This is a genomic window from Streptomyces sp. NRRL F-4489 (assembly GCF_001509485.1).
GTDB lineage: Bacteria > Actinomycetota > Actinomycetes > Streptomycetales > Streptomycetaceae > Streptomyces.
Map to the genome: position 1 here is coordinate 31,275 of NZ_LLZI01000237.1, position 18,184 is coordinate 49,458.

The following is an 18,184-nucleotide window of genomic DNA, read 5'->3' on the forward strand; positions in this document are numbered from 1 at the left end:
GGCACCAAGCCAATCGGAAACGACAGCAAGCACCTCGGAGGTGACCGCATGGGCGGCATGGTGGGCTGGATCGACTACCGCCAGGACCTGGGCGCACAGGCCCCCGTGGTCCACGCGATGACCGAGACGATGCAGCACCGCGGCCCGGACGGCAAGGACGTCTGGATATCCCGCCACGCCGCGCTCGGCCACCGGGCCCTGCGCACCTCGGGCAGCCCCGACCGGGCCGAACCCGTCCGCGTGGAAACCCCCGCCGGCACCGTCGCCGCCGCCCACACCGGCGAGATCGACAACGCCGCCGAACTCCGCCGCGCCCTCGAGGCCGCCGGCACCACCCCGCGCACCGGCGCCACCGCCGAACTCCTCGCCCACGCCTACCTGTTGTGGGGCACCGCCTTCGTCTCCCGGCTCCACGGCGCGTTCACCCTCGCCCTCTGGGACGGCCGCACCCGCCGGCTCGTCCTCGCCCGCGACCGGATGGGCGTCAAACCGCTCTACTACACCACCTACCCCGGCGGCCTGCTCTTCGCCTCCGAACCCAAGGGCATCCTCGCCAACCCCCGCTTCACCGCCCGCCTGGACGTGCGGAAACTCCCGCTGGTCCTCCAGCCCCGGCTCGCCCTGCCCGGTGAGACCCCGTTCGCCGGACTGCACGAGGTCCGGCCCGCCCACGTGCTCACCTTCTCCGAGGACGGGCTCACCCAGGAGCGCTACTGGCGGCTCACCAGCCGCCCGCACGAGGACTCGTTCGACGACACCGCCGCCCGCGTCCGCGAACTGCTCACCGACACCGTCGGCCGGCAACTGGCCACCGGCGTCCCGGTGGGCGCGATGCTCTCCGGCGGCGTCGACTCCACCTCCGTCGCGGCCCTGGCCGTCCAAGCACTGCGCGAACGGGACCCGGGCGCAGCCCTGGACACCTTCTGCGTCCAGTTCGAGAGCGACCCCGCGCACTTCGTGGCCACCGAACTCCGGCCCGACGTCGACGCCCCCTACGCCGCCGAGGCCGCCGCCCACATGGGCACCCGCCACCACACCCTGACCGCCTCGGTGCATGATCTCCTCGACGTCATCCCGGCCACCCGCCGGGCCCGCGACCTGCCCGGCTGGGGCCAGTTCGACGCGTCGATGTACCTGCTCTTCCGGGAGATGCGCCGCAGCTGCGCGGTCGCCCTGACCGGCGAGGCGGCCGACGAGGTCTTCGGCGGCTACCCGTACTTCTTCAAGCCCGAGGTGCTCCGCCGCCACCACTTCCCCTGGCTCGGCCAGGGCCCCAAGCTCTCCGACCACCTCTCGCCCGAGCTGACCGCCGCCATCGACCCGCGCGAGGACGAACGGGCCCGCTACGCCGAACTGCTCACCCACGTCCCCCGCCTCGACGGCGAGGACCCGGTCAACGCCCGGATGCGGGAGATCTTCTACCTCGGCCTGTCCGGCCCGCTCGCGGTGATCCTGGACCGCAAGGAGCGGATGAGCATGGCCCTCGGCCTGGACGTCCGGGTGCCGTTCTGCGACCACCGCCTGGTCGAGTACGTCTGGAACGTCCCCTGGGCGCTCAAATCGCACGGCGGCGTCAAGGGCCTGCTCAAGGCCGCCATGGGCGACCTGCTGCCGGCCGCCACCGTCAACCGCCGCAAGAGCGCCTACCCGCACGTCCAGAACCCGCGGTACGACCAGGGCCTGATCCGCGAGGCCACCTGGATCGCCAACGACCCCGCCTCCCCGCTCGCCGCGCTCTTCGACACCCCGCGCCTGAACGAGCTGATCCGGCGGATCGAGGCCCAGGAGGTCAGCGGCGACCTCCCGGGTGGATCCAATCAGGCGGCCCTGCTCATCCAGCTCGTCGAGATGCACCACTGGATCGCGGAATACCGGGTGGCGCTCGCCTGACCGGCGCCGCTCACCTGACGCACTGTTGGCAGCTCAAGGGAGCCCCTCATGCTGGAACTCGTTCCCCTCACCGACGGCATCGGCACGGAAGTCCGCGGTATCGACGTCACCGGCGACATCCCCGACCGGGACTTCGAGCGCATCGTCCGGGCCTGGACCGACACCACCATCCTGCTCTTCCGCGGCCAGCGGATGACCCCGGAGCAGCACATCGCCTTCACCCGGCGGTTCGGCGAGGTCTACACCTACACCCGCTCGCAGTTCAACCACACCGACCACCCTGAGATCCTCATCCTGTCCAACCTCACCCGGGACGGGAAGCCGATCGGCTCCGCCTACAGCGGCCGGGTCTGGCACAGCGACGGCCACTACCTCACCCACCCGCCCATCGGCTCCATGCTCTACGCGCTGGAAGTCCCCCCGGTCGGCGGCGACACGTGGTTCGGCAACATGATCGCCGCGTACGAGGCCCTGCCGCAGCGCGTCAAGGACCGCATCGAGGACCTGAAGGTCATCATCAGCCGGGTCCAGTCGCGGCCCTACAACTACCCCGACCGGCCGGCCCCGACCGCCCAGGAGATCGCCGAGTGGCCGGACGTGACCCAGCCGCTCGTCCGCGTCCACGAGGTCAGCGGCCGCAAGGCGCTCTACGCCGGCGGCAACGTCCCCTGGCGCATCGAGGGCATGCCGCCCGAGGAGAGCGCCCCGCTGATCACGTTCCTCCAGGAGTTCGCGGTCCAGCCGCGCTTCACCTACCGCCACCGCTGGCAGCCCGGCGACATCATCCTCTGGGACAACCGCAGCGCCATGCACCGCGCCACCTACTACGACCACGTCGCCCACCGGCGGCTGATGCACCGCACCACGCTCTCCGCCGCCCAGGCCACCGCGGGAGCCGCCCGCTCATGAGGACCCACGACTACATCATCGTCGGCTCCGGCGCCGCGGGCTCCGTCCTGGCCGGCCGGCTCACCGAGAACCCCGCCATCAGCGTGCTGCTGCTGGAGTCCGGCCGGGAACGCCGCAGCCCGTTGCTGACCATCCCCGCCGCCGAGACCGTCCTGATGGGCAACCCCGCCTACGACTGGTGCTTCCGGACCGACGCCGACCCCACCCTGGAGGGCCGCAGCCTCGCCATCCCGCGCGGCCGGCTGCTCGGCGGCTCCAACGCCATCAACGGCATGATCTTCGTCCGCGGCCAGCGCGAGGACTACGACGACTGGGCGCGCCTGGGCAACCCCGGCTGGTCCTGGGACGGCGTCCTGCCCTACTTCAAGAGCATGGAACGCGCCCCCGGCATCGGCGGCGAGACCCGCGGCCGCACCGGCCCCATCGCGGTCGGCCCGCCCCGCGACCGCGACGCGCTGTGCGATACGTTCCTGACCGCCGCCGGCAAGGCCGGCTACCCGGAGAACCGCGACTACAACTCCGGCGACCAGGAAGGCTTCGGCTACTACCAGGTCAACCACGAGGACGGGCGCCGCTCCTCGGCCGGCCGCACCTACCTCAAGGACGCCCGCCGCCGCCCCAACCTCACCCTCGTCACCGACGCCCACGTCGGCACCCTCCGCTTCGACGGCACCCGCTGCACCGGTGTCACGTTCCGCCACAACGGCACCGAACACCGCGCCGACTGCCGCCGCGAGGTCATCGTCAGCGCCGGCGCGATCCAGTCACCCCAGCTCCTGGAGCTCTCCGGCATCGGCTCCGCCGACGTGCTCACCGGCGCCGGCGTCCCCGTCGTCCACCACCTCCCCGGCGTCGGCGAGAACTTCCAGGACCACTACGCCGCCCGGCTGCGCTGGCGGGTGCGGCAGCCCATCACCTTCAACGAGCGCTCCCGCGGCCTCGGCCTGCTCCGCGAGGTCGTCCGCTACGCCCGCACCCGGCACGGCCTGCTCAGCCTCCCCATCGCCCTCGGCTTCGGCTTCGTCCGCACCTCCGACGCCGAAGAGCGCCCCGACATCCAGTTCCACTTCGCCCCGGCCAGCTACGGCGAGGGCGCCAGCCGCCGCCTGGACACCGCCCCCGGCATGACCCTCGGCGTCTACCCGCTGCGCCCGGAATCCCGCGGCAGCATCCACATCCGCTCCCGCGACCCGCTCACCGCCCCCGCCATCCGCCCGCGCTTCCTCGACGCCGAGGGCGACCGCACCCGCCTGGTCGCGGGGATGCGCCTGGCCCGCCGCATCGTCGAGCAGCCCGCCTTCGACCCGTACCGCGCCGCCGAGCTGGTGCCCGGCGCCGACGTCCGGACCGACGACGAGCTGCTCGCCTACGCCCGCGCCCACGGCGACACCTCCTACCACCCGGTCGGCACCTGCCGGATGGGCGACGACCCGATGGCCGTGGTCGACGCCCGCCTGCGGGTGCGCGGGGTGCACGGACTGCGGGTCATCGACGCCTCCGTCATGCCGGTCATCGTCTCCGGCAACACCAACGCCGCCAGCATGATGATCGGCGAGAAAGGCGCGGCGATGGTCCTGGAGGACCACCGGAACAGCGACCGCGCGTAAGCCACCAACTACCGCCGCGCAGCGGCGAGTTGACCGTGGATCACCCCTCCCTCCCGTACCTCGGACACGTCTGTCGGAACGGACCCCCATATGACGCACACGCTCACGGCCGACCGATTCGACTACCACGTCAATCTCGGCAACGCAGGCACGTACCGCACCCACCGCGGCGCCTTCTGGCCGCCCGCCGGCCACTACCGCGTCTCCTGCCTGGACCTCGCCGGCGCCACCCCCGACCTCGGCGACGGCTTCCGCCGCGGCCTGGCCGCCCTCACCTCCGCCATCGAGGCGGAGTGGCAGCGGGTCAAGGACCACGGCGTCCCCGCCCGCCGGCGCTTCAACGAACCCCGGCCCACCGCCGAGGCCCTGCGCGCCCTCGCCGCCCACCTGCCCGGCGACGCCGACCGCCGCGCCCTGGAACTGCGCGCCAACGCCGTCGAGCACGGCTACGACGACGCGATCCTCAAGGAACTCGCCGCGCTGAAGGAGGAGTTCACCGTCGTCGCCGGCCAGCTCTCCACCTGGTACGGCAAGGAGGTCAAGGGCCTGCCGACGGCCTTCGCCTGCCGCGCCGACCGGGCCGGCCAGGACCTCGTGGACCGCGCCCTGGACCGCGCCGGCGACGTCACCGCCTACCTCCGCGGCCTGCACCCCGCCCTCCGCCTCGGCGATCTGCCGGCCTTCGGCGCCGCCCGGCTGTTCTTCATGGCCGGCGAGGGCAACCTCCACCCCAAGCACATCGCCTACTTCCTCCCCGAGGACGAGGGCGTCAAGCACTCGCCGTTCAAGAAGACCTACTACTTCCGCAACACCCACCGCGCGCTGCTGGACACCGTCTCCGCGCCGCTGGCCGCCGCGTACCTCGCCGGCGACCGCGCCTTCGACCCGGCCGATCCGCGCTTCGCGGCCATTCCGCTGCTCGGCGTCCTCAGCCACGAACTCGGGCACTTCGTGCACCGCCCGGGCAACGACTTCAAGGAGCTCAACGCCGCCGACCGCTGGGCCTCGGTCGTCCTCCAGGAGACCGCCGCCGACGTCTTCGGCATCCTCACCCTCGCCGACGTCTGGGCGGAGCCCCTCGGCCTCGACCCGGCCGACGTCATCGCCTACTACCTGGCGGAGTGCCTGCGCTACACCGACCGCGGCCTCGGCCACTTCCCCGACAGCGACGGGATGTTCCTCCAGCTGTCGTACTTCGTGCAGCTGGGCGCCCTCGGCCTCGACAGCGGGCCCGCCGGGCCCCGCCTCACCGCCGACTCCCAGACCGTCCTGGCCGGTCTGCGCTCCCTGGCGCGGGTCCTGGCCGACTCGCTGCTCGCCGGCACCGCCGCCCCCGCGACCGCCCTGCACCAGGCGTTCGGCCCGGCCACCCCCGAGCCGCTCGCCCCCCTGATCGACGCGCTGCGCACCACCCCGTTCGCGTCCGTCGAATACACCCAGGAACACCTCCACCGCCCCGCCGCGCTCTGACCAAGGAGGCACCACCCGATGATGCAGACCACGCAGAACCTCGACCGGGTACGGGAGTACTACACCGCCGAGCGCCGGGTCGGTGAGGAAGCCGCCAGCATCTACGCCATCTGGGAGAAGGGCGGAGCCTTCAACGACTCCATCACGCCCTCCACCTACGTCCCCGAATACCGCTCCCACATGGCGCTCAAGCTGCTCTCCCTCACCACCGACGGCTCCACCGTCTTCTCCCTCGGCTGCGGCAACGCCGCCGTCGAAGGCGTCCTCGCCGACCTCAACCGCTCGGTGCGCGCCATCGACTACAACGAGGAAGCCGTCCGGCTCGCCCGCCAGAAGGGCGTGGACGCCGGCACCGCCGACTACTTCACCCTGCGCCCCGCCGACGTCGCCGGCGCCGAGGCGATCTACGCCGACGGCTTCCTCGGCCACCTCTTCGACGCCCAGCAGGAGATCAAGCCCGCGCTCGGCAAACTCGCCGCCCTGGAACTGGCCTCCGGCACCCACCTGGTGTTCTCCAACGACGCCCCGCGCGACCCCGCGCTGGCCTACGCGCCCCACGAGAAGGTCGAGGACTTCTGGTTCATCGCCAAGGACTACCTCCAGGACCAGCTCACCGCCCACGGCTTCCACCCCGTGGAGAGCTACTACTTCCCCTACCTGCGCCCGCTCAGCGGGATGCGCAACCGCACCATCTGCGTCGCCCGCGTCCCGTAACGGCCCCGCCGCCACCGCGACCGACCGCACCCACCCGCCCACCGAGGGGCAGTAAGGGGGAGACGTGCCCATCTCAGAGGGGTTCGCGCGACGGCTGCTGCCGGTGCTCGACGAGCTCGTGGCCGGCTACGGCACGCCGTTCCACATCTACGACGCCCACGGCATCACCGCCACCCACCGCGCGATGACCGCGGCCTTCGGCGACGAGCCGTTCCGGCAGCACTTCGCGGTCAAGGCCCTGCCCACCCCCGCCGTCCTGGAGCTGCTGCTCGCCGAGGGCAGCGGCCTGGACTGCGCCTCGCCCGTCGAGCTGGAACTGGCCGGCCGGCTCGGCGCGCGCGGCGACGACGTGGTGTTCACCTCCAACAACACCGCGCCCGCCGAATACGACCTGGCGCTCAAGGCCGGCGCGCTGATCACCTTCGACGACCGGACGATCTTCGACCGGGCCGATCCGCTCCCGGAAACCGTCGCCTTCCGGGTCTCCCCGCACGGCCTGGCCGCCGGCTCGGCCCTGATGGGCGACGCCGCGCACACCAAGTTCGGCGTGCCCGCCGGCGAACTGGCCGACGCCTACCGCGCGGCCCGGCGCCGCGGCGCCACCCGCTTCGGCATCCACGGCATGATCTGCGCCAACGAACTGGACGGGAACCGGGCCGCGCGGGCCGCCGTGGACGTGATCGAACTGGGCGCCCGGGTCGCCGCCGAGGCCGGTATCACCCTCGACTACGTCAACATCGGCGGCGGCCTGGGCATCCCCTACCAGCCCGGCGAAACCCCCCTGGACTTCCAGGCGTTCGCCAATGCTGTCCTCGCCGCCCGCCGCCGCAGCTTCCCCCGCGGCCCGGCCCCCCGCATCCTCATGGAGTGCGGGCGGTACGTCACCGGCCCGCACGGCGTCCTGGTCACCCGGGTCGTCAACCGTGCCCGCAAGGGCCGCGAGATCGCCGGTGTGGACGCCTCGATGTCCGCGCTGATGCGCCCCGGCTTCTACGGCGCGTACCACCACATCAGCCTGCCGTTCGCCGCCGGCCGCCCGGAAGGCACCTTCGACGTGGTCGGCTCGCTCTGCGAGAACATGGACAAATTCGCCATCGACCGGACCCTGCCCGAGCCGCGCGAGGGCGACATCCTCCTCGTCCACGACACCGGCGCCCACGGCCACGCCATGGGCTTCACCTACAACGGCCGCCTCCGGCCGGCCGAACTGCTGCTGACCGCCGACGGCGGCATCGAGGAGATCCGGCGCGCCGAGACGTTCGCCGACTACCTCGCGACCGCCCGCTGGCAGCCCGAACCGCTCCCCGTCGCGGCGTCCGCCCGCGCCCCGCACAGAAAGCAGGCAACCCACGGTGACTAGTGGCCAGAACCGGGCGCTGATCGACGAACTCTACGAGCGCCGCGCCGAGTTGACCGAGGCGGACCTGCGCGCCGCCGCTCCCCACATCGACGCGGGCCTGGCCGCCCTGGACCGCGGCGACCTGCGCGCCGCCCGCCCCGAGGCCGGCGACTGGGTGGTGGACACCTACGTCAAGAAGCTCATCCTGCTCTCCTTCCGCACCCACCGGAACGCCCCCGCGCAGACCGGCGCCGGACAGCCCGCGAGCTACGACAAGGTGCCGCTGAAGTTCGAGGACTGGCGGGAACCGGACTTCGAGAAGGCCCGGGTCCGGGTCGTCCCCGGCGCGGTCGTCCGGCACGGCGCCCACGTGGCGCCCGGCGCCGTCCTGATGCCTTCGTTCGTCAACGTCGGCGCGTACATCGGCGCCGGCACCATGATCGACACCTGGGCGACGGTCGGCTCCTGCGCGCAGATCGGCGAACGCTGCCACATCTCCGGCGGCGCCGGCATCGGCGGCGTCCTGGAGCCCATCGGCGACGACCCCGTGATCATCGAGGACGAGGTCTTCCTCGGCGCGCGCAGCGAGGTCGCCGAGGGCGTCCGCGTCCGCCGCGGCGCGGTCCTGGGCATGGGCGTCTTCCTCGGCCGCTCCACCCCGATCGTGGACCGCGCCACCGGCGAGGTCACCTACGGCGAGGTGCCGGAGAACGCGGTGGTGGTCGCCGGCAGCCGCACCGACCCCCGCCGGCCCGGCCTCTCCCTCTACGCCGCGGTGATCGTCAAATACGCCGACGACCGGACCCGCGGCAAGACCGCGCTGAACGACCTCGTCCGGGACTGACCCGTGCCGCCCGCCCGCAGCGCCTTCGCCCGCCTGCGCCAGCTGCTCCAGGACGTCCCGGCGCCCCCCGGCCTGGACCCCGTCGACCTGCACCTCGGGGAATCCCGCCTGGGCACCCTGGCCGCCGACACCGCCCCGCTCGCCGACCCGGACGGCTGGACCCGCTACCCCCGCCCCGGCGGCACCCCCGCCCTGCGCGCCGCCTACCAGGGCTGGCTGGCCCGCCGCTTCGGCGTCCGGCGCGCCCTCGCCGACGGCACCCTGGCGGTCGAACCGACCCCCGGCACCAAGCAGGCCCTCGCGGTCGCCCTGGCCCAGGCCGTCCGCCGCCACCGCGGCCCGGGCACCCCGGCCGTCGTCCTGCCCAATCCCTTCTACCCCACCTACCTCGCCGCCACCGAGGAGGCCGGTGCCCGCCCGGTCTTCTACACCCTCGACGACCCCGCCGACCCCGGCCCGCTCACCGCCGCCCTCGCCGCGGCGGGCGGGCGGGCCGCCGCGGTCATCGTCTGCAACCCCGGCAACCCGCGCGGCGAGATCCTGCCCGCCGCCGCCCTCACCGCCACCGCCGAAGCCGCCGCGGCCGCCGGCGCCCTGCTCCTCGTCGACGAGTGCTACACCGACCTGTCGTCCGGGCCCCCGCCGCCCGGCTACCTCTCGCTGTACGGGACCGGCGCCGCAGCGCCCGGCCCGTTCCTCGTCCTGCACAGCCTCTCCAAGCGGTCCCAAGCCCCCGGCCTGCGCAGCGGATTCGCCGCCGGCGACGCGGCGACCGTCGCCGACTACGCCCGCTACAACCACCTCTGCGGCGTCTCCACCCCGCTGCCCCTCTGCGACCTCGCCGCCGCCCTGTGGTCCGACGACACCCACGTCGACCGCGCCCGGCGCGCCCTGGCCGCCAACTGGGACACCGCCGACACCCTCCTCGCCGGCGTCCCCGGCTACCGCCGCCCGGACGCCGGCTTCTTCCTCTGGCTGCCGGCCGGCGACGACGAGACCACCGCCCGCCGACTGTGGCGCGACCACGCCCTGACCGCCATGCCCGGCCGCTACCTCGCCGCCGACGAACCCGGCGGCGGCAACCCCGGCGCGGGCCACCTCCGCATCGCCCTGGTCCACGACCGGCCCGTCATGCGGCAGGCCCTCGGCCGGCTCCGCGACGCCCTCACCCCCGCCCGGGCCCGCCCGTGAACCCCGACCGGCCGGCCACCGCACCGGCACCCGGCGGCGCGCCCCCCGCCGGCCCGCCACCGCACCCCGAGGACACCGGCTACCGCCAAACCCTCAAGCCCCGCCACCTCACCATGATGGCGCTCGGCAGCACCCTCGGCACCGGCCTGTTCCTCGGCACCGGCGGGCGGCTGGCGACCGCCGGACCCGCGCTGTTCCTCGCCTACGCGCTCGCCGGCGGCTTCGCCTGGTGCGTCGTACGGGCCCTGGCCGAACTCATCCTGCACCGGCCCACCACCGGCTCGTTCGTCTCCTACGCCCGGGAATTCCTCGGCGAGAAGGGCGCCTACACCGCCGGCTGGCTGTACTTCCTGAACTGGTCCACCGGCGGCGTCGCCGACATCACCGCCGCCGCCCTCTACAGCCGCTACTGGAGCCGCTTCACCACCGTCCCGCAATGGGTCCTGGCCCTCCTCGCGCTCGCCGTCGTGCTCGCCCTGAACCTCTTCTCGGTCCGGGTCTTCGGCGAGCTGGAATTCTGGTTCGCCTTCGTCAAGGTCGCCGCGCTCACCGCCTTCATGGCACTCGGCCTGATCCTCCTGGCGACCCGGCACCCGGTGGCCGGCGAACCGCCCGGCCTCGGCGTCCTCACCGGCCACGGCGGCCTGTTCCCGCACGGCCCGCTGCCCGTCGTCCTCGTCCTGCAAGGCGTCGTCTTCGCCTACGCCGGTATCGAACTCGTCGGCGTCACCGCGGGGGAGACCGCCGCCCCGCGCGCCGTCGTCCCGCGCGCCGCCACCGCCCTCACCTGGCGCATCGCCGTCTTCTACGCCGGGTCGGTGCTGCTGCTCGCCCTGCTCCTGCCCTGGGACCGCTACGGCGCCGGGCAGAGCCCGTTCGTGACCGTCCTGGCCCGGATCGGCGTGCCGATGGCCGGCGACGCCATGAACCTCGTCGTGCTGACCGCCGCGCTCTCCAGCCTCAACTCCGGCCTGTACTCCACCGGGCGGATCCTGCGCTCGATGGCCCTGGCCGGTTCGGCACCGCGCTTCACCGCCCGGATGAGCCGCCACGGCGTGCCCTACGGCGGCGTGCTGCTGATCTCGGCGGTCTGCGCGGCCGGCGTCGGCCTCAACTACCTCGTTCCGGAGCGGGCGTTCGAGATCGTGCTGAACCTCTCCGCGCTCACCGCCCTGGGCATGTGGAGTGCCATCGTCCTGTGCCATCTGGCGTTCCTGCGCCGGGCGAGGGCCGGGCGGGCGGTCCGGCCGGCGTTCCGGCTGCCGCTGGCACCGTTCACCGACTACGCCACGCTCGCCTTCCTCCTCGGCATCGCCGTCCTGATGTGGCAGGACCCCGGCACCGGCCGCGCGACCGTCCTCGCCGCCCCCGTCCTGGCCGCCGCGCTCACCGCCGGCTGGTTCCTTGTCCGCCGCCGGCTCACCGGCCCTGCCACGCCGCCCGTCCGGCACCGAAGGGACACCCCGTGACCCGGCCTTCCGCCACCACCGCCACCGAGGCCGCGGCACCCCCCGGCACCCCCGCCGGCCGCCGCCGGGCCCTGGCCGCGGCCGCCATCGGCAACATCGTGGAGTGGTACGACTGGCACCTCTCCACCTTCCTCGCGGTGTACGTCGCCGCCGACGTCTTCCCCGCCGCGGCCGGCGACCCCCTCGTCCCGCTGCTGTCGCTGTTCGCCGTCTTCGCCGCCGGCTTCTTCATGCGCCCGGTCGGCGGCCTGCTGCTCGGCGCCCTCGCCGACCGGCACGGCCGCCGCACCGCCCTTACCACCGCCATCCTCCTGATGGGCGGCAGCAGCCTGGCCATGGCCCTCACCCCCGGCTACGCCACCGCCGGGCTCCTCGGACCCGCCGTGCTGACCCTCGCCCGGCTCGTCCAAGGGCTCTCCGCCGGCGGCGAGTTCACCGCCAGTACGACCTTCCTCGTCGAATCCGCCGGGCCCGGCCGGCGCGGCCTGTTCGCCAGCTTCCACTACCTCGCCGCCACCGCCGGTCAGCTCCTGGCCTCCGGCACCGCCGCCCTCCTCGTGACCTGCCTGGACGACCGCGCGATGCACACCTGGGGCTGGCGCCTGCCGTTCCTCCTGGGCGCCCTGCTCGCCCTCGTCGGACTGTGGATCCGCCGCGGCGTCGCCGAACCCCCCGGCGCCCCGCACCGGCAGACCCGCCCCCGCCTCCTCGACGCCCTCCGCGACCACCCCAGGCAATCCCTGCTGATCTGCGGCATCACCATGGGCGGCACCGTCGCCTTCTACACCTGGACCTCCTACCTCCCCACCTACGCCCACCTCAACGCCGGTACGCCCCAGGGCACTTCGCTGCTCGCCGGCACCCTCTCCCTGCTGCTCTTCGCCCTCGTCCAACCCCTGGCCGGGCTGCTGTCGGACCGGATCGGCCGCCGCCCGCTGCTGCTCGGCTTCGCGGCCGGCTCCGCCCTGCTCTGCGTCCCGCTGCTGAAGCTGCTCACCGGGTCGTTCACCTCCCTCCTGCTCGTCCAGAGCGCCGGCCTGCTGCTGCTCACCGGCTACACCGCCATCGCCGCCGCGGTCAACGCCGAGATCTTCCCCGCCCGGGTCCGCGCCGCGGGCATCGGCTTCCCCTACTCCCTCACCGTCGCCCTCTTCGGCGGCACCGCCCCCTACGTCGGCACCCTCATGGCACACCTGCGCCTCCCGGACGCCTTCCCCTGGTACGTCGCCGCGCTCTGCGGACTGTCCGCCCTGGTCTTCCTGCGCCTGCCCGAGACCGCCCACCGCCCCCTGGAACGGTGACCGGCCATGACCTCACGGCGCCTGCTGCTGCAACGCCAGCAGATAACCGGCCTGAAACCGGCTCTCCGCGTCCAGCGCCGCCATGATCTCGGCCACATGGCGGCGGCAGGTCCGCACCGACATCCCCAGCCGCCGCGCCACCGCCGCGTCCGTCATGCCCTCCGACAGCAGCCGCACGATGGCCTCCTTCAGATCGTCGGTGATCTCCGCATGCGACTCCGCGTCGACCACCAGCGGATCGGCCGCCAGCCACAGCCGCTCGTACGACTCCACCATGAACGCCACCACATGCGGATCCCGCACCAGCGCCGCCGCGTTGGGATTGTCCGGCACCGGGATCAGCGCCGCCTGCCGGTCGAACACCAGCAGCCGCATGAACTGGTCGTCCAGCGTCCGCACCTGCGCCCCCAGCCGCGTCACCTGCTCCACGTACGAGGACGTGCCCCGGCTGTAGCGCGCGGTGTGCTGGTACAGGATCCGCATCTCGACGCCCTTGCGGAGCGTGGCGATGTCCCGGGGCGCCGCCTCCTCCAGGACGTCCTCCCGGCGCCCGCCGCCCGGCTGCGCCGTCAGGATCTCGGTGGTGCTCTGCTCGACCAGCTCGGCGATCACCGCCCGCACCTCATCCAGGGTCGACAGCAACTCGACCTGGTGCCCGCCGCGCCGCGCCGACCGCCCGGCCTCGAAGAGCGGCAGGAACGCCATCAGCCGCCGCCGCTGCTCCTCGATCTGCAGCCGCCGGGCCCGGATCTCCCGCTCCAGCGGACCCAGCAGCCGGCTCACCGTGACATCGGGCGAGACCGGTATCAGCTCCCGACCGGGCCCGGTACGCAGCAGCCCCCAGGCCGTCAACTGCTCCACCGCCGCCCCGAACTCCGCGGCCGTCAGCCCGAGCAGCCCCGCGGCCGCCTCACCGTCCAGCTCCCGGCCCACGGGCTGGGCCACCACGTACTCGTAGACCCGCTCCAGCGTCTCCTGACCGGCGGCCGGGCACTGCTCCACCGGGCCGGCGGGCTCGTGTCCGGGAACCGATGGCGGACCGGCGTACCGCCGCCCGAGCTGGAATTCAGGGATCATGACCATTTCTGATGCACCTCCTGGCACAGCGATGCCGCAGGACGCCACGACGCGGTGGCCGGCGTCGGGGAGCAAATCCGGTAACGGGATCCCGACCACGACCTTGGGGGCGGGGAGGCGGCCGCGGGCCCACGACCTTGTGGGGGCGGCGCGGAAACGGGCGGAGCGCCGGCGATCCAGGCTCCTCCGGGAACCATGGTGGCGCCCCGACCCGCGGACAATGGGCGGCTTTCGGACGAGTCTGGCACGTGCGCACCACCGCGCACAGCACCACTCAGAGCCGCGCCAGCTCCGCGGCGAGCAGATCCAGCCCCATCGGCCCCAGCGCCAGCGCGTCCCGGTGGAACGCCTTCGGATCGAACGCCGCCCCCTTGGCGCGCCGCTGCGCCCGGCGGCCCTCCAGCCACACCCGCTCGCCCACCTTGTAGGCCAGCGCCTGGCCCGGCAGCCCCAGATACCGGTCGATCTCGAAATCCAGATACGCGCCGCCCTCGGGCACCCGGCTGCCCAGGAACTCCCGGCCCAGCTCCCGGGTCCAGCGCTCGCCCTCGTGGAAACCGGTGCCGCGCGGGATCTCCAGCTCCAGGTGCAGGCCGATGTCCAGCACCACCCGCGCGGCGCGCAACTGCTGCCCGGACGCCAGCGCCCCGAGCCGGTGCGCCGGATGCCGGAAGTACCCCAGCTCGGCCATCAGCCGCTCGGCGTACAGGCCCCAGCCCTCGGCGTGCCCGACGTGCAGCTCCGACGCCACCCGCTGGAAACGCGTCAGCGCCGGATTCAGCACCGTCCCGCCCAGCTGGAGATGGTGGCCCGGAACCCCCTCGTGGTACATCGTCGCCGGCACCGTCCAGGTGGGGATCACCGCGTCCGGTCCTGGCACCGTCCACCACACCTGGCCGGGCCGCGAGAGGTCCTCGGTCGGCGCGAGGTAGTAGATCCCGCCCGCGCCGGTCGGCGGGATCCGGCACTCGATCCGGCGCAGCGCGGGCGGAATGTCGAAGTGCGTCCCGTCCAGCTCGTCCACCGCCCGGTCGGCCAGCTCCTGGAGGTGGCGGCGGAACGCCTCGGCGCCGCGGACCTGGTGCGCGGGGTCGGCGTCGAGGGCGGCGAACACCGCGGGCAGCGGCTCGCCCGGCAGGATCTCCCCGGCCAGCTGGGCCATCTCCCGCTCGATCCGGGCCAGTTCCTCCCAGCCCCAGGCATAGGTTTCGGCCAGATCCAGCTCAGCGCCCAGGTGCCGGCGGACCTCAAGCGCGTACCGGTCCCGGCCGACGGCGTCCCGCTCCGGCGCGTACGGCAGCAGCTCGCCGGTGAGGAAGGCGGCGAACGCGGTGAGCGCCGCCCCGGCGTCCCGCGCCGCCCGCTCCGCCTCCCGCCGCGGCGCGCCGTCCGGGCAGCGGCCCGCCAACTCGCCGAAATACCGGGCGGTTTCCGCGCACTGCCCGGCGGTGCCCGCTATCTGCCGGCGCGCGGCGACCCTGCCCTCCCGGCGGGCCGCGGCCAGGCTCTCCCGGTGGCCCGCCAGCGCCGCCGGGATACCGCGCAGCCGGGCGGTCACGTCCGGCCAGCGGGTCCGCTCGCCCTGGTCGAGGAGTTCCACGGCCTGGCGGAGGCGCTGCAGCGGCCCGTCCACGACGTTGACGTCCGCGTCGGGGATCCCCGCGCCGTCGAGCGCCAGCTCCACCTCCAGCCGCTCCCGCAGCACCCGCGCCGCGATCCGGTCCCGCTCACCGTCCACCGGGACGCCGGCCAGCGCGGCCAGGGTGCGGCGGGCCAGACCGGCCCGGGCCGCCCAGCCGCCGGGCCCGTAGTCGGTCAGCGCCGCCTCCTCCCCGGCGATGCCCATCATCGCGGCCTGACACGGGTCCAGGCGGGCGAATTCCCCGGAATAGGACGCTGCGAGATCATCCAGAGCGGTCATGGGGGTACCGTAACCGCCCGCCGACCTGCTGTGATCACCTTCCGGCTGATCGCCGCCTCCTTTTACTTTCCCTATTCCTCCCGCCCGCTTTCCTGTGACGTACGCCACCTTGTGACCGCCGAGCGCGGACCCATAGCCTGGGAAAGCCCTGGCCCGGGAAATCCCTTGCTTACCCGGGATTTGACGGCGCGTAAGGTATTCACCGGCCCTATGGCAGTGCCGCCCGGCGCCTTTTGCGGCGGGCCGAACGCGCCCACCGCGAGCCGCCGCGACGGCCGGTTCACATCCGTCCCCGGCGGCCGGACCACCCCGCTGGCCAGGCACTTGACCCCGGCCGCCACTCCGCCCGGACCACTCCGCACCACCCCGCGCGCGCTGTCCTTTTCCGCCCCCACAGCACCTGGAGCAAAAACGGATGACGATTCAACCCCGCCTCGTGGTCACCGGCCGTCGTCCCGACGACACTTCCGTGGTGCTCAGCGACGGACCCGTCGAACCGATTACCGCCGGCGCCATTCCCGGCTCGGAGTTCTATCTCCTGTGGGGCACCGACGACGGACACCCCACCGTCGGTAATAAGCCAACCGAGCCAAAGATCCTGCCTTTCTTCGCCGGCCTCGGCGGCACCCGATTCCTCCTGGCGCGCTATGCCCCCGAGTCCCGCACCCCCGAACCCGCCGGCGACCCCGCCCGGCTCGCGGACGAAATGGCCGAAAAACTCCCCGGCCTCGCCGACGTCCTCGAACCCGGCGGCTCCGGCATGCACACCACCGACACCCTCGACTACGCCATCTGCCTGGAGGGCGAACTCCACCTCGAACTCGACGACGGCGCCGAGGTCCGGCTCACCCCCGGCACCTGCGTCGTCCAGCAGGGCACCCGCCACACCTGGCACAACCGCGGCGACACCCCGGCACTGATGTGCTTCGTCGGCATCGGCGCCGCCCGCGACGCCTGACGGGGAACGCACGGTGAAGACCTACCTCGCGGTGCTGCGCATCGCCGACTACCGGAAACTGTGGCTGGGCGCGGTGGTCAGCCTGATCGGCGACGGCGCCAGCTGGATCGCGATGTCCTGGCTCGCGGTGACCACCGGCGGCGCGGGCAGCCTGACGATCCTGGGCGCCTGCTACTTCGCCCCGGTCATCATCGGCGGCCTGCTCGCCGGAAAGATCGTCGACCGGTTCTCCCGGCGCCTGCTGCTGGTCGCCGACAGCGTCGTCCGCGCCGCGGTGATGGGCTGCATCCCGCTGCTCGCCGCCCTCGGACACCTCGCCCTGTGGCACCTGTACGCCGTGGCCGCCGTCTACGGCCTGCTCAAGATCCTGCCCATCGGCATCATCCCCACCGTCATCCCCGACCTCGTCCCGGCCCGCCACCTCGGCACCGGCATCGCCCTCGAAGCGATCGCCACCGGCGCCGCCGGCCTCCTCGGCCCCATGGTCGGCGGCGCGCTGGTGCCGCTCATCGGCGCGAACGGGGTGCTGGCCGTGGACGCCGCCAGCTACGTCGCGTTCGCCCTGGCCGTCCTGAGCATGAAGGCCCGCCTGGGCCGGCCCGCGCCCACCCCCGGCGAGGCCGCCGCCCGCCGCACCTCCTGGGTGCCCGTCGTCTCCTTCCTCCGCCGCGACCGGGTGATGCTGGTCATCACCGTCACCTTCACCCTCTTCAACATCTCCCTGGGCATGCTCACCGTCGCCCAGCCCTGGCTGGCGCACGAACGGCTGCCCGGCGGCGCCACCATGCTCGGCGCCCTGGCGGGCGTGCTGGCCGGCGCGCAGCTCACCGGCTCGGTCATCGCCGGCGCCCTCCGGCCCGCCGCCCGCCCCATGCTCCGCATCGGCCTCCTCCAACTCCTCGCGGGCGGCGGCCTGTTGCTGCTGCTGGGCGCCCACCCGGCCCTGGTCCTCCTCGGCCAGGCGATCTACGGTCTGCCCGACGCCATGGTCACCGTCTCCTCGCAGACCGTGCGGTACGCCCACACCCCCGAGGAACTCCGCGGCCGCACCATGACCCTGATGCGCACCCTGATGCTCAGCGCCCTCCCCATCGGCTCCCTGATCGCCGGCCCCCTCCTCGACTCCGGCAACTACACCGCCACGATCCTCACCATGTCCGCCCTGGCCGCCGTCCCCGGCCTCCTGACCCTCCTCTGCGCCCGCCACGAAACCCCCAACCCAACGGGCACTTCGCCCTCCAACTCACCGGGCATCTCGCCCCGCGACTCGTCCTCCGATTCGTCCCCCGGCTCGCGCCCCACCTCGCCGCCCAGCTCACCGCCCGCCTCGCGCCCCGCCTCGCCGCCCAGCTCACCTCCCGATTCGCTCCGCGACTCGCCGCCCAGCTCGCTTCTCGACTCGCCCCCCGCCTCGCGCCCCGCTTCGCCCCTCGACTAGCGCCCCGCCTCGCCCCTCGACTCGCGCCCCGACCCGCCTCCCGCCCCGACTCGTCC

14 protein-coding genes are annotated in these 18,184 nt (G+C 73.6%); 12 read left to right on the forward strand and 2 right to left on the reverse strand.

The window, feature by feature from the left end:
* The first annotated feature begins 48 nt into the window (after nt 1-48).
* The 10 genes from asnB (at nt 49) to ADL22_RS22005 (ending at nt 12,734) form a co-directional block, all read left to right on the forward strand.
* Complete coding sequence (gene asnB, locus ADL22_RS21960) at nt 49-1,890, forward strand: asparagine synthase (glutamine-hydrolyzing) (RefSeq protein WP_066982368.1); 1,842 nt, start codon at nt 49-51, stop codon at nt 1,888-1,890.
* 48 nt (nt 1,891-1,938) lie between these two features.
* Nucleotides 1,939-2,799 carry a TauD/TfdA dioxygenase family protein gene (locus tag ADL22_RS21965; protein ID WP_066982371.1) on the forward strand — a complete coding sequence of 287 codons (861 nt, stop codon included), beginning with the start codon at nt 1,939-1,941 and terminating at the stop codon, nt 2,797-2,799.
* Entirely contained in the window at nt 2,796-4,406 is a 1,611-nt protein-coding gene (locus tag ADL22_RS21970; RefSeq protein ID WP_066982374.1) for a GMC family oxidoreductase, read from the forward strand. The genes ADL22_RS21965 and ADL22_RS21970 overlap by 4 nt, the downstream gene beginning before the upstream one ends.
* A gap of 90 nt (nt 4,407-4,496) precedes the next feature.
* Nucleotides 4,497-5,876: a hypothetical protein gene (locus ADL22_RS21975; RefSeq protein ID WP_066982377.1), complete on the forward strand. Its 1,380-nt coding sequence runs from the start codon at nt 4,497-4,499 to the stop codon at nt 5,874-5,876.
* 18 nt (nt 5,877-5,894) lie between these two features.
* Nucleotides 5,895-6,590, forward strand: coding sequence for a class I SAM-dependent methyltransferase (locus ADL22_RS21980; RefSeq protein WP_066982380.1), 696 nt, complete (start codon nt 5,895-5,897; stop codon nt 6,588-6,590).
* A 64-nt stretch (nt 6,591-6,654) separates the two neighbouring features.
* The gene (locus ADL22_RS21985) at nt 6,655-7,950 is read left to right on the forward strand and encodes a diaminopimelate decarboxylase (protein ID WP_066982383.1); all 1,296 of its coding nucleotides are present in this window, start codon (nt 6,655-6,657) and stop codon (nt 7,948-7,950) included.
* Nucleotides 7,943-8,773, forward strand: coding sequence for a 2,3,4,5-tetrahydropyridine-2,6-dicarboxylate N-succinyltransferase (locus ADL22_RS21990; RefSeq protein ID WP_066982386.1), 831 nt, complete (start codon nt 7,943-7,945; stop codon nt 8,771-8,773). The genes ADL22_RS21985 and ADL22_RS21990 overlap by 8 nt, the downstream gene beginning before the upstream one ends.
* A 3-nt stretch (nt 8,774-8,776) precedes the next feature.
* Complete coding sequence (locus ADL22_RS21995) at nt 8,777-9,964, forward strand: aminotransferase class I/II-fold pyridoxal phosphate-dependent enzyme (protein WP_066982389.1); 1,188 nt, start codon at nt 8,777-8,779, stop codon at nt 9,962-9,964.
* Nucleotides 9,961-11,433: an amino acid permease gene (locus ADL22_RS22000; RefSeq protein ID WP_066982392.1), complete on the forward strand. Its 1,473-nt coding sequence runs from the start codon at nt 9,961-9,963 to the stop codon at nt 11,431-11,433. The genes ADL22_RS21995 and ADL22_RS22000 overlap by 4 nt, the downstream gene beginning before the upstream one ends.
* On the forward strand, nt 11,430-12,734 hold the full coding sequence (locus ADL22_RS22005; protein WP_066982395.1) for an MFS transporter: 1,305 nt from the start codon (nt 11,430-11,432) through the stop codon (nt 12,732-12,734). The genes ADL22_RS22000 and ADL22_RS22005 overlap by 4 nt, the downstream gene beginning before the upstream one ends.
* A 12-nt stretch (nt 12,735-12,746) precedes the next feature.
* Here the strand turns inward: ADL22_RS22005 and ADL22_RS22010 are convergent, their stop codons facing one another.
* On the reverse strand, nt 12,747-13,811 hold the full coding sequence (locus ADL22_RS22010) for a helix-turn-helix domain-containing protein (RefSeq protein ID WP_107116361.1): 1,065 nt from the start codon (nt 13,809-13,811) through the stop codon (nt 12,747-12,749).
* 274 nt (nt 13,812-14,085) lie between these two features.
* Entirely contained in the window at nt 14,086-15,732 is a 1,647-nt protein-coding gene (locus tag ADL22_RS22015) for a DUF885 domain-containing protein (protein WP_066982398.1), read from the reverse strand.
* A 415-nt stretch (nt 15,733-16,147) separates the two neighbouring features.
* Between ADL22_RS22015 and ADL22_RS22020 the strand changes: the two genes are divergently transcribed.
* Nucleotides 16,148-16,690 carry a cupin domain-containing protein gene (locus tag ADL22_RS22020; RefSeq protein WP_066982401.1) on the forward strand — a complete coding sequence of 181 codons (543 nt, stop codon included), beginning with the start codon at nt 16,148-16,150 and terminating at the stop codon, nt 16,688-16,690.
* A gap of 13 nt (nt 16,691-16,703) precedes the next feature.
* Nucleotides 16,704-18,128, forward strand: a complete 1,425-nt coding sequence (locus ADL22_RS22025) for an MFS transporter (protein ID WP_066982404.1) — start codon at nt 16,704-16,706, stop codon at nt 18,126-18,128.
* Nucleotides 18,129-18,184 lie beyond the last annotated feature (56 nt).

Excerpts from the sequence above, each read along its gene's own strand:
- asnB (WP_066982368.1), top strand. The coding sequence starts at position 49 with ATGGGCGGCATGGTGGGCTGGATCGACTACCGCCAGGACCTGGGCGCA.
- ADL22_RS21965 (WP_066982371.1), top strand. The coding sequence starts at position 1,939 with ATGCTGGAACTCGTTCCCCTCACCGACGGCATCGGCACGGAAGTCCGC.
- ADL22_RS21970 (WP_066982374.1), top strand. The coding sequence starts at position 2,796 with ATGAGGACCCACGACTACATCATCGTCGGCTCCGGCGCCGCGGGCTCC.
- ADL22_RS21975 (WP_066982377.1), top strand. The coding sequence starts at position 4,497 with ATGACGCACACGCTCACGGCCGACCGATTCGACTACCACGTCAATCTC.
- ADL22_RS21980 (WP_066982380.1), top strand. The coding sequence starts at position 5,895 with ATGATGCAGACCACGCAGAACCTCGACCGGGTACGGGAGTACTACACC.
- ADL22_RS22010 (WP_107116361.1), bottom strand. The coding sequence starts at position 13,811 with ATGATCCCTGAATTCCAGCTCGGGCGGCGGTACGCCGGTCCGCCATCG.
- ADL22_RS22015 (WP_066982398.1), bottom strand. The coding sequence starts at position 15,732 with ATGACCGCTCTGGATGATCTCGCAGCGTCCTATTCCGGGGAATTCGCC.
- ADL22_RS22020 (WP_066982401.1), top strand. The coding sequence starts at position 16,148 with ATGACGATTCAACCCCGCCTCGTGGTCACCGGCCGTCGTCCCGACGAC.